Origin of the sequence: Curvibacter microcysteis (assembly GCF_028649455.1) — a bacterium.
GTDB classification, from domain to species: domain Bacteria; phylum Pseudomonadota; class Gammaproteobacteria; order Burkholderiales; family Burkholderiaceae_C; genus Curvibacter; species Curvibacter microcysteis.
In genome coordinates, this window is sequence record NZ_JAQSIO010000003.1 from 55,660 (window position 1) to 70,304 (window position 14,645).

10 protein-coding genes are annotated in these 14,645 nt (G+C 68.9%); 3 read left to right on the plus strand and 7 right to left on the minus strand.

Translation table 11 applies throughout. The features are described 5' to 3' along the window. Positions 1-10 precede the first annotated feature (10 nt). Positions 11-1,354, plus strand: a complete 1,344-nt coding sequence (locus PSQ39_RS08950; RefSeq protein WP_273926424.1) for a sigma-54-dependent transcriptional regulator — start codon at positions 11-13, stop codon at positions 1,352-1,354. A gap of 21 nt (positions 1,355-1,375) precedes the next feature. On the opposite strand, the gene PSQ39_RS08955 is transcribed toward PSQ39_RS08950, so the two are convergent. Both PSQ39_RS08955 and PSQ39_RS08960 read right to left on the minus strand, forming a co-directional pair. Then, complete coding sequence (locus PSQ39_RS08955; protein ID WP_273926425.1) at positions 1,376-2,071, minus strand: type 1 glutamine amidotransferase domain-containing protein; 696 nt, start codon at positions 2,069-2,071, stop codon at positions 1,376-1,378. A 104-nt stretch (positions 2,072-2,175) separates the two neighbouring features. Next, a complete protein-coding gene (locus PSQ39_RS08960) occupies positions 2,176-2,781 on the minus strand; it encodes a TetR/AcrR family transcriptional regulator (RefSeq protein ID WP_273926426.1) in 606 nt (201 codons plus the stop codon). Between the two features lie 196 nt (positions 2,782-2,977). On the opposite strand from PSQ39_RS08960, the gene PSQ39_RS08965 reads away from it, so the two are divergent. Continuing rightward, the gene (locus PSQ39_RS08965; protein WP_273926427.1) at positions 2,978-8,812 is read left to right on the plus strand and encodes a MupA/Atu3671 family FMN-dependent luciferase-like monooxygenase; all 5,835 of its coding nucleotides are present in this window, start codon (positions 2,978-2,980) and stop codon (positions 8,810-8,812) included. A gap of 20 nt (positions 8,813-8,832) precedes the next feature. Here the strand turns inward: PSQ39_RS08965 and PSQ39_RS08970 are convergent, their stop codons facing one another. The 4 genes from PSQ39_RS08970 to PSQ39_RS08985 form a co-directional block, all read right to left on the minus strand. Beyond that, on the minus strand, positions 8,833-9,831 hold the full coding sequence (locus PSQ39_RS08970) for a Bug family tripartite tricarboxylate transporter substrate binding protein (RefSeq protein WP_273926428.1): 999 nt from the start codon (positions 9,829-9,831) through the stop codon (positions 8,833-8,835). A gap of 88 nt (positions 9,832-9,919) precedes the next feature. Beyond that, positions 9,920-10,681 carry an SDR family oxidoreductase gene (locus PSQ39_RS08975; protein WP_273926429.1) on the minus strand — a complete coding sequence of 254 codons (762 nt, stop codon included), beginning with the start codon at positions 10,679-10,681 and terminating at the stop codon, positions 9,920-9,922. Next, positions 10,678-11,385 carry a fumarylacetoacetate hydrolase family protein gene (locus PSQ39_RS08980; protein ID WP_273926430.1) on the minus strand — a complete coding sequence of 236 codons (708 nt, stop codon included), beginning with the start codon at positions 11,383-11,385 and terminating at the stop codon, positions 10,678-10,680. The genes PSQ39_RS08975 and PSQ39_RS08980 overlap by 4 nt, the downstream gene beginning before the upstream one ends. Positions 11,386-11,401: 16 nt before the next feature. Continuing rightward, positions 11,402-12,355, minus strand: coding sequence for a 2-hydroxyacid dehydrogenase (locus tag PSQ39_RS08985; protein ID WP_273926431.1), 954 nt, complete (start codon positions 12,353-12,355; stop codon positions 11,402-11,404). Positions 12,356-12,470: 115 nt separating this feature from the next. Here PSQ39_RS08985 and PSQ39_RS08990 point away from each other — a divergent pair, with 115 nt between their 5' ends. Beyond that, complete coding sequence (locus PSQ39_RS08990; protein ID WP_273926432.1) at positions 12,471-13,616, plus strand: citrate synthase family protein; 1,146 nt, start codon at positions 12,471-12,473, stop codon at positions 13,614-13,616. A 12-nt stretch (positions 13,617-13,628) separates the two neighbouring features. On the opposite strand, the gene PSQ39_RS08995 is transcribed toward PSQ39_RS08990, so the two are convergent. Next, on the minus strand, positions 13,629-14,552 hold the full coding sequence (locus tag PSQ39_RS08995) for an AraC family transcriptional regulator (RefSeq protein WP_273926433.1): 924 nt from the start codon (positions 14,550-14,552) through the stop codon (positions 13,629-13,631). Positions 14,553-14,645 lie beyond the last annotated feature (93 nt).

The window sequence follows — 14,645 nt, forward strand, 5'->3', positions numbered from 1 at the left end:
GCTCCCCACCATGACCGAGCCGCTCAAAGTCCTGATCATCGAAGACGACCCCGACATCGTGCTGGGTTGCGAACAGGCCCTGCAACTGGAAGGCATTGCCTGCGACAGCGTGGGCAGTGCCGAGGCCGCGCGCCGTCGCCTGGGCCCCGACTTTGCCGGCATTGTGGTCAGCGACATCCGCTTGCCGCGTTGTGATGGCCTGAGTTTCATGCGCGAATTGATGGCGCTGGACCCGGAGCTGCCCGTGGTGCTGATCACCGGCCATGGCGACATTGCCATGGCGGTGCAGGCCATGAAGGACGGCGCCCATGACTTCATCCAGAAGCCGTTTGCGCCCGAGTACCTGGTGGGGGCGGTGCGCCGCGCGCTGGACAAGCGTCGCCTGGTGCTGGAGGTGCGTGAACTGCGCCGCCAGCTGGCGCAGCGTGACGCCATCGACGGCCAGTTGCTGGGCCAGTCTGCCAGCATGCAGCGCCTGCGCGCCTTGCTGACGGGCCTGGCCAGCAGCGCTGCGGACGTGTTGATCCAGGGCGAGACGGGCACCGGCAAAGAGCTGGTCGCGCGCTGCCTGCACGCGGCCAGCCCGCGCCGCCAGGGTCACTTTGTGGCCATCAACTGCGGCGGCCTGCCCGACACCTTGTTTGACAGCGAAATCTTTGGCCATGAGGCGGGCGCGTACACCGGCGCGGCCAAGAAGCGCATTGGCAAGATTGAACACGCCAATGGGGGCACCCTGTTCTTGGACGAGATCGAAAGCATGCCGCTGGGCATGCAGATCAAGCTGCTGCGCGTGCTGCAAGAGCGCACATTGGAGCGCCTGGGCTCCAACACCTTGATCCCCATCGACTGCCGGGTGATTGCCGCCACCAAAACCGACCTGCTGGCCTTGTCTGACCAAGGCGGCTTCCGTTCCGACCTGTATTACCGCCTGAGCGTGGCCACCCTGGCTTTGCCGCCGCTGCGCGAGCGGCGCGAGGACATTGCCCTGCTGTTCGAACACTTTGCCTTGCAGGGCGCAGCGCGGCACCAGCGCCCGGTGCCCGAGACCAACGCGGAACGCATGCGTCAGCTCATGGCCCACCACTGGCCCGGCAATGTGCGTGAACTGCGCAACGTGGCCGAGCGCTGCGTGCTGGGCATCGAGGCGGGTTCGCCGCCTTTTTCCAGCCCCGGGGGGACCAGCCCAGCGCAGCCGCTGGCGGGCACGGTCGAGGCCTTTGAGCGGGCCCTGATCGCCGATGCACTGCGCCGCCATGGCGGCAGCCTCGCGCGCAGCGCCGAGGCCTTGGGCGTGGCCAAAACCACCTTGCACGACAAGATCCGCAAGCACGGCCTGGACCAGGGCAGCGCCTGAGGGCGCTGGCCCCGGCGGGCGTCAAGCGGTGGTGTTGGCGCCCGTCAACTGGGTCAGCAAGCGCTGGGCTGCGGCTTCCGAAGAGCCGGGGTTCTGGCCCGTGATCAGCAGCTCATCGGCCACCACATAAGAGCCCCAATCGGCGCCCTTGGAGTAGCGGCCGCCCTTGGCGATCAGCATGTCTTCGACCAGGAAGGGCACCACGTCGGTGAGCTCGACGGCGGCCTCTTCGGTGTTGGTGAAGCCGGTGACCTGCTTGCCTTCCACCAGGGGGCGGCCGTTGGGGGCCTTGACGTCACGCAGCACGCCGGGGGCGTGGCAGACCAGGGCCACGGGTTTGTCGGCAGCGACAAAGGACTCGATCAGTGCCACCGAGTGCGGGTCGGCCACCAGGTCCCACAACGGGCCATGGCCACCAGGGTAGAAGACGGCGTCGAAGTCGGCTTGCGAGACGCTGTCCAGGCGGACCGTGCTGGCCAGTTGGGCCATGGCGTCGGCGTCTTTTTCAAAGCGGCGCGTCAGCTCGGTCTGGAACATGGGTTCGTTGCTCTTGGGGTCCAGCGGCGGTTGGCCGCCCAGGGGCGAGGCCAGCACGATGTGGGCGCCGGCGTCTTTGAAGACGTAGTAGGGGGCGGCCAGCTCTTCGAGCCAGAAGCCCGTCTTCAGGCCGGTGTTGCCGAGTTGGTCGTGGGAGGTGAGGACCATCAAAACGTTCATTGCATTCTCCAGTGGGTGTCAAACATGAATCAAAAAAATAGACCGGTCTACTAGTAAATCGGTCTGAAAAAGCACCTCGGGTGAGGTGCGGTGAGGGCCTGGTCTCAGCCAGGAATTTGCAAAAGTCGGTGGGTGCTGTTCAGGGCGGCGTCAAAGGGTTGGGGGCTGCGCTCGACCTTGGCCAGGATGCTGGCGCCAACCCAGAGTTGGTAAAGGCTCTCCGCCAGCTCAGCGGCGGGGGCTGGGCTGCTCAGGGACTGTTCCGCCTGGGCTTGTGCAATCGCGCCAGCCAAGCGGGAGATGATGCCCTGGGTGCCTTGCTTCATCGCGGCCCGCATGGCCTCCGACAGGTCGGCCACTTCAGCGCCCAGTTTCACAGCCAGGCACTTGCCTTGGCACTCGAGCACTGACTGGGTGTTCTTCCAGTCGTCAAAATAGGTCAGCAGGCGCTGGGCCCAAGTCAGGTCGGTGCGGCCCAGGGTGCAGTCGATTTCGGCCCAATAGGCGTCAAAGTACGCGAGCAGCAAGGCTTCGCCAAAGGCTTCTTTGGAACCAAAGTAATGGTAGAACGAGCCTTTGGGCACACCGGCCGTGGTCAGGATCTCATTGATGCCCACCCCCGAGAAGCCCTTGTGGGCCATGATTTGTTGACCCACCGCCAGGATGTTGCGGCGCACGTCGGAGGTGTCTGGGAGGGCTAGGCTGGGCATGGGGGCGAGTATAGCCTTGAATTAGACCGGTCGTCTACAACATTTTGAAGGGCCCCAAGAACAGACTGGTGCGCTGCACAGCGGCGTCTGCGCCACAGTGCGGCCCGGTGTGTGCTGGGTCTCTAACGGTGGGCTGTCAGCCTCGCCTTACAGTCGGGGTCCCGCTCCGCCCGAGCTCCCTCCGCCTTTGCCCGCCGTGACCGACATCAAGACCTTGCAGACCTTCACCGAGGTGCTCCCCTGGCGTGCGCAGACCTGCCCGGACGACCTGGCCTACGCTTTCTACAGCGAAGACCTGTCGCAGCGGCAGGACCTGAGCTACCGCGAACTGCACCAGCGCGCGCTGGCGCTGGCGGGTCGCCTGGCCCGGGAGCACGCGCCGGGCGAGCGGGTGCTGATGCTGTTCGCGCCCGGTTTGTCGTTTGCCTTGGGTTTTTGGGCCTGTCTCTACGCGGGGCTGCTGCCCATGCCGGTCTACCCGCCGAACCGCCAGCAGCGCGCCGAGCGCTTGTTGGCCATCGCGCGCGACGCGCAGGCCAGCGGGGTGCTGACCACGGCTGCGCTGGCCCCCAAGTGCCAGGTGTGGCTGGACACGGCGCTGGCGCAACACGACTTTGCCCTGACGGTGGTGGACGAGGACATCGCCGAGGTCGACCCTGCACCACCATCGCCGTCTGGGGCGCCCGGGGCCATCCGGGCCTTGCCGCACCGTGCGCGTCCCGAAGACCCGGTGTTCATCCAGTACACCTCGGGCTCCACCGGGGCGCCCAAGGGCGTGGTGGTCACCCAGCGCAGCCTGGTGCACAACCAGCATTCGATCACCGAAGGTTTTGCCTTGAGCCGGGCGTCCATCGGGGTCAGTTGGCTGCCCATGTACCACGACATGGGCTTGGTGGGCGGCTTGCTCAACCCGGTGTTCACGGGTTACCCCGTGCACTTGATGGAGCCCATGGCCTTCATGCGGCGACCGGCCACCTGGCTGGACTTGCTGTCCGCCACCCGGGCCACCGTGAGTGGGGCGCCCGATTTCGCCTACGCCCTGTGCGTGCGCAAGCTCAGCGAGGCCGACTGCGCGGGTCTGGACTTGAGCGCCTGGACCTTGGCTTTCAGCGGTGCCGAGCCGGTGCGGGCCCGCACCCTGGCCGCCTTTGCCGACCGCTTTTCGCCGGTGGGCTTCCGGGCCCAGGCCTTTTGTCCCTGCTACGGCATGGCCGAAGCCACCTTGTTCATCAGCGCCCGGCGGGGTGGGGTGGCCTTGCCCGTGGCGTCGGACACGCACGCGCCAGCGCCTTCCGCACCTCTGGGGGCTGCCCAGTTGGCCTCAGCCGAGGTGGGCTCCGATGTCCGCCCGGATGGGGCGGCTTCGGCGCGCGCCTGGGTGAGCTGCGGTCAACCGGTGCAGGGCACCCAACTGATCACCGTGGACCCGGACACCCTGCGCCCCGTGCCGGAGGGGCAGGTGGGCGAGATCTGGGTCCGCGGCGACAGCGTGGCGGCGGGCTACTGGGCTCAGCCCGAGGCCAGCCAGGCCGCATTTGCGGCCCACACGGCCGACGGGCAAGGGCCTTTTTTGCGTACCGGCGACCTGGGGCTGCTGGCGCACGGCGAGCTGTGCGTCACGGGGCGGCTCAAGGACTTGATCATCCTGCGCGGGCGCAACTGCTACCCCCATGACATCGAAGACCTCGTGCAGGCCTGCGACCACGCGCTCACGCCCCAGCGGGTGGCGGCTTTTTCCGCTGAACTCGATGGCGAGGAAAAGCTGGTTGTGGTGGCCGAGCTGACGCGCCAGGCCCTGCGCCAGTGCCAGTCCGAGAACGGCGTGGCGCTGGCCGATGCCGTGGTGGCCCGCATGCAGGCCGCGCTGGGCGAGGCCCTGGGCCTGAGCCTGGCGCAGGTGCTGCTGCTCAAGCCGGGCCACCTGCCGCTGACCTCGAGTGGCAAGGTCCGTCGGTCCACCTGCCGACAGGCCTGGCTGGACCAGCAGCTGGCGCCGGTGCACCAATGGCCTGCCGCAGCGGCCGCGCCCGGCCACCGCCTGCGTTGGCCAGACCCGCCCGAGGCCAGCCCAGGCGCCGCCCCCGCGCCGGCGGCGGCGGTGCCGGCCTTGGATGGCGCCGGCCCCCCGCAGCCCGGTGCCGTGCCGCGCCATGCACCGGACTCCGCCCAGCGCGCTCAGGCGCTGATCGACTGGCTGCGCGGCTTTGCCAGCCGCCACCTGAACAGCGCCTTGATGGACGAGCGCCGCAGCCTGTCGCCCCATGTGGTGCTGGCGCTGGGCAACCAGGGCATCCTGGGCATGAGCATCCCCACCGAATGGGGTGGTTTGGGCCTGCGCGACGAGGACAGCCTGCGCGTCATCCAGCAGCTCGGGGCCATCGACCTCAGCCTGGCCGCTTTTGTCGGCGTTCACCTCGCGCTGGGGGCTGGCCCCTTGCTGAGCCACGGCAGCCCCGCGCAGAAGGCGCAGTGGCTGCCCGCGCTGGCGTCGGGTCGCCAGCTGGCCGCCTTCGCCCTGACGGAGCCGGGCGCCGGCTCCAACCCGCGTCAGTTGCAGGCGCTGGCCCGCCCGACCGCCCTCGGCTGGTCCTTGACGGGGGAGAAATGCTGGATCGGCAACGCCGCCTGGTCGCAGGTGATCACCGTCTTCGCTCAGACCGAGGCCGGGCCAGGGGCCCCGTTGGGCATGTCGGCCTTTCTGGTGTCCGCCGACAACCCCGGGCTGCACATGGGCCCCGAGGCGCTGACCATGGGCATGCGCGGCATGGTGCAAAACGCCTTGTCCTTGCGCCAGGCGCCGCTGGCCGACGACGCCTTGCTGGGCATCGCCGGGCGGGGTTTTGAGGTCGCTCAGGCCGCCATGTGCACCGGGCGCCTGGGCATTGCTGCGATGAGTGTGGGCGCCCTGCAGCGCTGTGCCCAACTGCTGCTGCGCTACGCCAGCGCGCGCACGGTCAACACCGGGCGCTTGCTCGACAACCCCGTCACCCGCGAGCGCCTGCACTGGATCACCCAGGCCGCCACCGCCGTGTCGGCCTGGGTTCAGGCGCTGGCCCAGGCGCGCGACCAGGGCCAGGACTGGCCCGATGAGGCCTACGCCGTGGCCAAAATCGCCGGGCCCGAGTGCCTGGGCCAGGCGGTGGACTGGCTCATGCAGGGCCTGGGCGGGCGCGGTTACATCGAGAGCAATGGCGTGCCCCAGTTGCTGCGCGACGCGCGCTTGCTGCGCATTTTCGAGGGCCCGACCGAGACCCTGCAGATGCACCTGGGCTTGTCGCTGATGCACCAGGCCGAGGGTTTGCTGAAACTGTTCGAGCAGTCACTCCAGGCCCCCCTGGCTGCCCAGCGCTTGCGCAGCTTGCGCGACCGGGGCCAGGCCTGGCTGGACGCTGCCGAGCCCGCGGCAGGCGGCCGGGCGGTGAGCACCCGCAGCCTGGCCTGGCACCTGGGGCGCATCGTGGTCTGGCTGGCGCTGGGGGCGGTGCTGGAGGGGCCACGGGGCCAGCTCGCGGGGGCGCCAGCCCGTTCGGCCCAGGCCTGGGCACGCCGTGAAGAAGACCGGCTCACCGGCGCCTTGGACGACGCACTGCGCCACACCCGCGAGGCCGGTGCGGCCGGGCTGGAGGCGCAGATCGAGGCCTTTGCCGAGGCCATCGGCGACGTCCACCCCCGCTTGCCTGGCGAGGACCATGGGCGCGATCCGCTGCTGTTCCCGGGCGACGCAGTGGCGCCGTCCGCGCCGTCCACCCTGTGGGCGGCCCAGGCCCCGGGTCTCGGGCCTGAGGCTGCCGCTTCGCCCGCGCCGCCCCCGGCCGCCGAGCCCGGCGGGGACGCCCAGGCGCAGGCCCTGTGTGACTGGCTCTGCGCCTGGCTGGCGCGCGAGCTCAAAGTGCCCTTGGAACGGGTCGATCCGCAGCAGTCGCTGATGGCCAGCGGCCTGGATTCGCTCAGTGCCACCGAATGTGCGCTGGCCTTGGAGGCCCACCTGGGCCGGCCGGTGTCGATGGACCTGTTCTGGGAGGCCGGGTCGGTGGCGGCCTTGGCGCAGTGCCTGTGCCAAGACCCGCTGGCCAAGACCGGGCCCGAGGCTGGGGCCGAGGTCGTGGTCCCAACGTCCGCCCCGGTCGCGCCCCCTTCCTCAGACCTGGCCACTGCCGGCCTGCTGGCTCGCGCCGAGGCCTCCGAGACCCCTGCAACGCCAGGGCGCTGGGGCCCCATGGCCGCAGGCCCCAGCCTGAGTGTGTTCTTTTTTGGTGGCGAGCAGGGGCGCCTGGACGCCGACCAGGCCTACGCCCTCATCATCGATTGCGCCCGGCTTGCAGACGAGGCGGGTTTCGAGGCGATCTGGACGCCGGAGCGCCACTTCCACGCCTTCGGCGGGCACTTTCCCAACCCCTCGGTGCTGGGGGCGGCGCTGGCTCGGGAGACCCGGCGCATCGACCTGCGTGCCGGCAGCGTGGTGCTGCCCTTGCACCACCCCGCCCGGGTGGCCGAGGAATGGGCGCTGGTGGACCGCCTGTCCGGGGGGCGCGCGGGCGTCGCCGTGACCCCTGGCTGGAGCCCCAAGGATTTTCTGCTGCAGCCCCAGGCCCATGCCGCGCGCTTTGAGGCCCTGCCCGAGCAGGTGGACCTGCTGCGCCGCCTGTGGTCGGGTGAGTCGGTTTCGTTTGTCGATGCCCACGGCCAGCCTGTGCAGACCCAGACTTACCCGCGCCCGGTGCAGCCCGAATTGCCCCTGTGGCTGACCTGCAACCGCCGGGTCGAGGGCTTTGCCCAGGCTGGCGCCCTGGGGGCGCGGGTGCTGACCGCGCTGTTGAGTCAAACCCTGGAGGAGCTGGCGCAGAAGATCGGGGTCTACCGCGAGGCGCTGCAAGCGCACGGCCATGCCCCTCAGCGGGGTCGCGTCACTTTGATGCTGCACACCTATGTGGCGGATGACCTGGCGCAGGCCCGGGAGGACGTGCGCCAGCCGCTGACGGACTACCTGCGCAGTTCGGTCGATCTGTGGCAGCAGGGCAGCACCGACCTGGCCAGCCTCAGCGAGGCGGCGCGCGAGCAGCTGCTGTCCTTTGCCTTCGAGCGCTACCTGCAGCACAGTGCGCTGATCGGCCCGCCCGACCATTGCCAGCGCCTGATCGACCGGGTCCATGCGGCGGGGGTCGATGAAATTGCCTGTCTGCTCGACTTCGGCTTGGGCCCGGTGCAGATCAAGGCCAGCCTGCAGCGCCTGGCGGGTTTGCAGCGTGCGGTGCCGCTTGGACAGCCCGCACCCGCACCCGCGGCGGCCCCCCTGAAAGCCGCGTTGGTGCCGGGCTGGGGACGGGTGTTGCACCAGCCCCCGCAGTCCCGGGGGCGGCTGATTTGCTTCCCCGCCGCGGGCGAGGACGCCAGCATGTTCGAGGCCTGGCGCGCGGCCGGTGACCTGCCGTTTGAGATCCTGGCCCTGCAATGGCCCGATCACCTGGACGAACTGGAGGCCTTGATGGCCGAGTTGATGCCCAGGCTGCAGCCCCTGTGCCAGGGCCCCTACGCGTTCTATGGCCACAGCTTGGGCGCCTGGGTGGCCTTTGAGGCGGCGCGGCGCCTGGCGGACCAGGGCCGTCCCCCTGTGCGCTTGTTTGCCGCGGCCCAGCACGCGCCCCACGGGCCTTGCCCGCACCCTGCGCCAGAGGCCTTGCACACGCCAGCAGGGCGGGCCTGGGCAGAGGCCCTGTTGCGGGGCCCCGGGGGCGAGGCCGCCCACCTGTCCGAGGCGGCCTGGCAGCGGGTGCTGACCCGGGTCACGCCGGGCTTGCGCCTGCAGACCCAGCGCGCTGCGCTGTCACCGGCCGCCGTGCAGCCCTGGCCCATCACCGCCTTGCATGGGGCCCACGACCGCTTGCTGACCCCTGCCGCGGTCCAGGCCTGGTGTGATTGGGGCTCGGCGGGCTCGACCTTCACCGTGGTCGACGGCGCCCACCTTTTTTTGCGCACCCAGGCCCGCTCGGTGTTGGATGCGGTGGGCCGGCAGTTGACCCAAGACCTGGCCTGAGCTGGGGCGGTCGTTTGGGTTCACTCCGGCTGGATGCCCGCCTCCTTGACCACCTTGCCCCACTTCACCAGGTCGGCGCGGATCAGGTTGGCGTAGTCCTGGGGCGTACCGCCTTTGACCTCGATGCCGACGGACTCGAGCTTGGCGCGCACCTCGGGCAGCTTCAGCACCGTGTTGATCTCGCTGTTGAGCCGGGCCACGATGGCCTTGGGCGTGCCCGCGGGGGCCAAAAAGCCGCCGTTGGTGTTGGCTTCATAGCCCTTGAGGCCTTGCTCGTCGGCGGTGGGCACGTCCGGCAGGGCCGACGCGCGCTTGAGCGTGGACACGGCCACCGCGTTCAGGGTGCCCGCTTTCACATGGGCCTGCACGGCGCTGAGGGTGTCGATGTACAGCGCCGTGCGCCCCGCCAGCAGGTCGGGGTGGGCGGCGGCGGAGCCCTTGTAGGGCACCAACAGCATGGACACACCGCTGGCCATGCGGAACATTTCAGCGGCCATCTCCTGCGCGCTGCCCCGGCCGGAGGTGGCCACCTTGGCTTGCTCTGGGTGGGCTTTCATCCACGCCACCAGGTCGGGCAGGGTCTTGACCGGGAGCTTGGGGTAGACGGCAAACACCAAGGGAATTTCGTGGGTGTAGACGATGGGCTCGAAGCTTTTTTCGGGGTCCCAGCCCAGGCCTTTGTAGAGGAACTTGTTGATGTTGTGGCTGCCTCCCACGATGCCGATGGTGTAGCCGTCGGGCGCGGCCTTGGCCAGCGCGTCCGTGCCCAGGTTGTTGGAGGCCCCGGGGCGGTTGTCCACGATCACGGGCTGGCCCAGGGCCACGGCCAGCTTGTCGCCCACCACCCGGGCCAGGGTGTCGATGGCGCCGCCGGGTGGGGCGGGCACGATGATCTTGAGCGCGCGGGTGGGGTAGTTGGGGGCGGGCGTCTGCGCGCAGGCCGGGCTGGCCAGGCCGACCAGGGCGAGGCCAAGCGCGCTGAGCTGCAGCACGGGGTTCAGGGCTTTGAAAACGTTCATGTTTGTCTCCTTGGGGCCGTCACCCGGGTGGGGCGGCCCGTTGTTGAAATCAAGGTGGGGGAAGTCGAACGGGACGGGGCAACCAGGCTCAGCCTCGGCCCACAAAGGGCATGGCGCTGGCCATGACCGTCATCTGCAGGACGTTGGTGTTCAAGGGCAGGGCGGCGATGTGGCGCACCGCATTGGCAATGTGGACAGCGTCCATCATGGGCTCGGGTGCCACGCTGCCATTGGCCTGCAGGACGCCCCGGGTCATGCGCTCAGACAACTCGGTCAAGGCGTTGCCGATGTCGATCTGGCTGGCCACGATGTTGAACGCGCGCCCATCCAGGGCCAAGGCCTTGGTCAGGCCGGTGACCGCGTGCTTGCTGGCGGTGTAGGGCGCGGTGAAGGGGCGTGGGGTGTGGGCCGAGATGGAGCCGTTGTTGATGATGCGGCCGCCCTGCGGCAACTGCCGGCGCATCAGGCCAAAGGCGGCCCGGGCGCACAGGTAGACGCCGCTGACATTGGTGTTCAGCACCTGGAACCACTTTTCCAGCGGCAGCTCGTCCAGCGGCACGGCGGGTGCGTTGACGCCGGCGTTGTTGAACAGCAGGTCGAGCCGGCCGTAGCGCTGTTCCACGGTGTCCATCAAGGCCTGCACGCTGGCCGGATCCGTCACGTCGGTGGGGACCGCCAGCACCTCCTGCCCCTGGGCGCGGGCTTGGTCTGCCAAGGTTTGAAGGGGCTCCGGGCGCCGGCCAGCCGCGACCACGGTGTAGCCGTCCTCCAGCAGGCCCAGGGCCACGACGCGGCCGATGCCGCTGCCTGCGCCGGTCACCAGCGCGATTTTTTGAGTGGGGTTGCTCATGTGGGTTCATTCGGGGCCGAGGCCCTGACAGTGGTTGAAAAATGGCCGAAGCCTTCAATGCCGCCGCTGACCGTGTCACCGATCTGCAAGGCGTCGACGCCGGCGGGTGTGCCGGTGTAGATCAGGTCCCCCGGGGCCAGGGCGACGGAGCGCGACAACATGGCCACCAGCTCGGGCACCGGCCACAGCAGCGACGCCAGGTCGGCCGATTGCCGGCGTTGGCCGTTCACGTCCAGCCAGATGGCGCCGCGGCGTGGGTGACCGCTGAGCGACGCCGGCACCAGGGGCGTGCAGGTGGCGGCGTGGTCAAAGGCCTTGGCCGCCTCCCAGGACGCGCCGATGCGTTTGGCCTGCTGTTGCAGGTCGCGCCGGGTCAGGTCCAGGCCGACGCCGTAGCCCCAGATGTGGCCCGCTTCGACGTCCGCAGGCAGGAGCCTGCGCCCCCCTCGACCGATGGCCACCACCCACTCGATCTCGTGGCAAAAGTCGCGGGTCTCCGGTGGGTAGACCAGGTCTTGGTCAGCGGCGGCCAGCGCGCTGGGGGGCTTCATGAACCAGGACGGCAGCGCTTGCGGTGGGGGCTCGTCAGGCTGCCAGGCGTAGTTGCGGCCGATGCAGAAGATGCGCCCGACCGGAAAGCGTTGCGCCGAGTTCGCCACGGCCAGCGACACGCTGGGCGGCGGGTTGAAAACGTAGGGTGTCATGGGAGAGCCGCCCGAATCATGTGGTGAGGCTCATCGCCGGGCGCTGGCCGGCCAGCGCCTGGGCCAGGCTGTCCAGCACCATCTGGCCCATGGCGGCACGGGTCTCCCAGGTCGCGCTGGCGCGGTGGGCTTGCAGGGCCACTTTGTCCGAGCCGCGCAGCACCAGGGGCACTTGGGGCTCGTCCACAAACACGTCCAGGCCAGCGCCGGCAATGCGTTCATGGGCGATGGCCTCGCTCAGGGCGTCTTCGTCCACCAGGCGGCCCCGGGCCACATTGATCAGGTAGCCCTCCGGGCCCAGGGCCTGCAGCACCTCGGCGTTGACGATGCCTTGGGCCGAGTCGGCCGCGGCGCACAGCACCAGAGCGTCGGCGGCACGGGCCAGCTCGACCAGGCTGGGCACGAAGTGGTAGGGCGCATCGCTCATGGCGCGCAGGTCGGTGTAGCTGATGCGGCAACCAAAGGCCGATGCCCGTGTGGCCACGGCCCGGCCCACCCGGCCCAGGCCCACGATGCCGATGTGCATGCCACTGAAACGCCGCGCCAAGGGAATGGCGCTGGGCTGCGGGAAGCGAGGCCACAGGCCGTCGCGCACAAAGCGGTCACCCGGCAGCAGCTGGCGGCACACGGCGATCAGCAAGCCGATGGCCAGGTCGGCCACGTCCTCGGTCAGCGCGCCCAGGGTGGCGGTCACGGGCAGGCCGCGGGCGCGGCAGTAGGTCAGGTCAACCGCATCGGTGCCCACGCCGTTGACGGCCACCACCTTGAGTTGCGGCAGCTGCTCCAGCATGGCGCGCGAAATGCCGGTGTGGCCGCCGGTGATCACGGCTTGGGTGCCGGGGCCGAATGCCTGCAGCCAGGCCTGGGGATCCTTCAGTTCGAAGAACTTGTGGACCTCGTACAGCGAGGCCAGTTGATCGTTGATGGCAGGCACCAGGATCGGGTTGAGTTGCAGCACGCGAGGCTTCATGGGGACTCCATCCAAGCGGGCTCGGTGCCCGCGGTTCAAAGATGGAGGGCAGTTTGTATATAGTTGATTGCATTGGCAATCTTGAACTTGAAAATCAACATAAAAGGCCCTGACCTTGGCGACCTGGATATCCATGAATGAGGCCTGCCGCCAGTTGGGCGTGCGGCAACAAACCCTTTACGCCTACACCAGCCGCGGCAAGCTGGAGGCCATGGCCGACCCGGCCGATTCGCGCCGCAGCCTGTACCGTGCCGAGGACGTGGCCCGCCTGGCCCAGCGCAAGCAGGCTGGGCGCAAGCGCGAGACCCTGGCCAGTCAGGCCTTGTCGGGGGTGGAGCCCAGCATTCCCACCGCCTTGTCGACGTTTCACCGAGGGAGCTTGTTCTACCGAGGCCAGGACGCGGTGCAACTGGCCCAAAGCGGGAGCCTGGAGCAGTTGGCTCAGCTGCTGTGGGCCAGCGAGGGGCCGATCACCTTCAGCACCGACGGGGCCAAGCCCCCGCAGCCCGGTCGGGCCGCGGCGTTCTCGGTCTTGGGCGTGTTGGCCGCGCAAGGCTTGTCCACCCAGGGGCGCAGCCCCCGGGTCCTGTGCGATGAGGCCCAAGCCCTGGTCGGTCAACTGGCCTTGGCGATGGGGGCCCAGCGCTCAGCGCGTCCGCTGCACGAGCGCCTGGCCAAGGGCTGGAAGCAAACGGCCGCCGTGGCCGATCTTTTGCGGGTGGCGCTGGTCCTGCTGGCCGACCATGAGCTGACCAGCTCGGCTTTTGCGACCCGCATTGCGGCGTCCACCGGCGCATCCTTGCCCGCCTGTTTGCTGGCTGGGCTGTGCACCCTGTCCGGCCCATCGCATGGCGACGCCTCGGGCCAGATCCAAGGGCATCTGGCGGAGGTGGAGCGCCTGGGGGCCGACGCTGTGGTGCAGCGTCACCTGGCCATGGGCTTGCCTTTGGCGGGCTTTGGGCACCACTTGTATCCCGACGGTGACCCCCGGGCCCAGGCGCTGCTGGCGCTGTTCGAGCCCTCGCCGAGGGTCGCGCGCTTCATCCAGCAAGCCAGCGCCCAGACGGGTTTGCCGCCCAATGTGGACATGGCTTTGGCCGCTTTGGTGGCCCACCTGAACCTGCCGGCCGATGCTTCGTTTGGCATGATCGCCATCGCCCGCAGTGTGGGTCTGCTGGCGCACTGCTTCGAGCAGCTAGAGGTCAGGCAGTCGATCCGGCCCCGGGGGCGCTATGTGGGGCCACGGCTGGTGGGGGTTTAGGCCGCGCGCCCGTCAGCGTTCCTGCTGCCGGTACTGCGTCGGGCTCATGCCGATGTGCTTGGCAAATGCCCGCGAGAACTGAGCGGCGTCGGCAAAGCCCACGGCAGCGCCGATGTCCGCCACCGGCAGGGTGCTGGTGGCCAGCATCAGCCGGGCCTTGTCGAGGCGGCGTTGTTGGATGTACTGGTAGGGTGTGCGCCCCAGGGCCTGGCGAAACAATCGGATGAAATGAAACGAGGTCACACCGGCCAGGCGTGCCAGATCGGTGATGCTCAAGGCCTCATGCAGTTGGTCTTCGATGGCTTCCAGCACCCGTGCGATCTGCGGCCGGTGCAGTCGCTCGGGGCTGATCGGGCGGCTGTTCTGACCTCGGATGGCGAGCTTATGCAGGATGCAGACCAGGTAACTTTGCAGCAGCAGCGGGGGGCACTCGGCCTGCGCGCGAACCATGGACCACAGGCGTTTGAGCGCGTCGTAGATGAAGGGCTCGCTGAAGCCTGCCTGGGCCAAGGATCCGATGCGCGTGAGGGGGCTGGGGCCCAGGTCCAGTTCCTCCCAGGTGCTCCTGACCAGGCTCATCGGAATGGAGAGCCTGAGCACCAGGGAGGGGCCGTTGATGCGCCACTCCGAAGCGGTGTTGGGTGGCAGCAGGTGAATCGCCTGGGGTTCAGGGCAAAAATGGTCGCGCCACCCATCACCCAACTGCCCCATCACCTGTGTGGCTTGGTAGTGCAGCGCCTGGGTGATGCTCAGGTGGTCGCTGGCGGGACTGAGCAACTCATGGGCGGGTGAGTAACGGTGTGACAGCAGCACCGGGTCGGTGAGGCTGCTCATCACCCGGTTGACCGAACCGGGTGCATGGGCGTGGATGGCGTCTTTCAACTGGAGGGTGTTCTCCAGGCTCGCTTCGCCTCGGTTGCCTTGTCGCCAGTCCATCGCCCCTGCCTTTGGTAACCCGAAATGTTAACCAAGTGGTCAAGATTTGGTGTTGATTCAGGTCAAGGCTTTAAGCCTGTGCCGTGGGCGCTG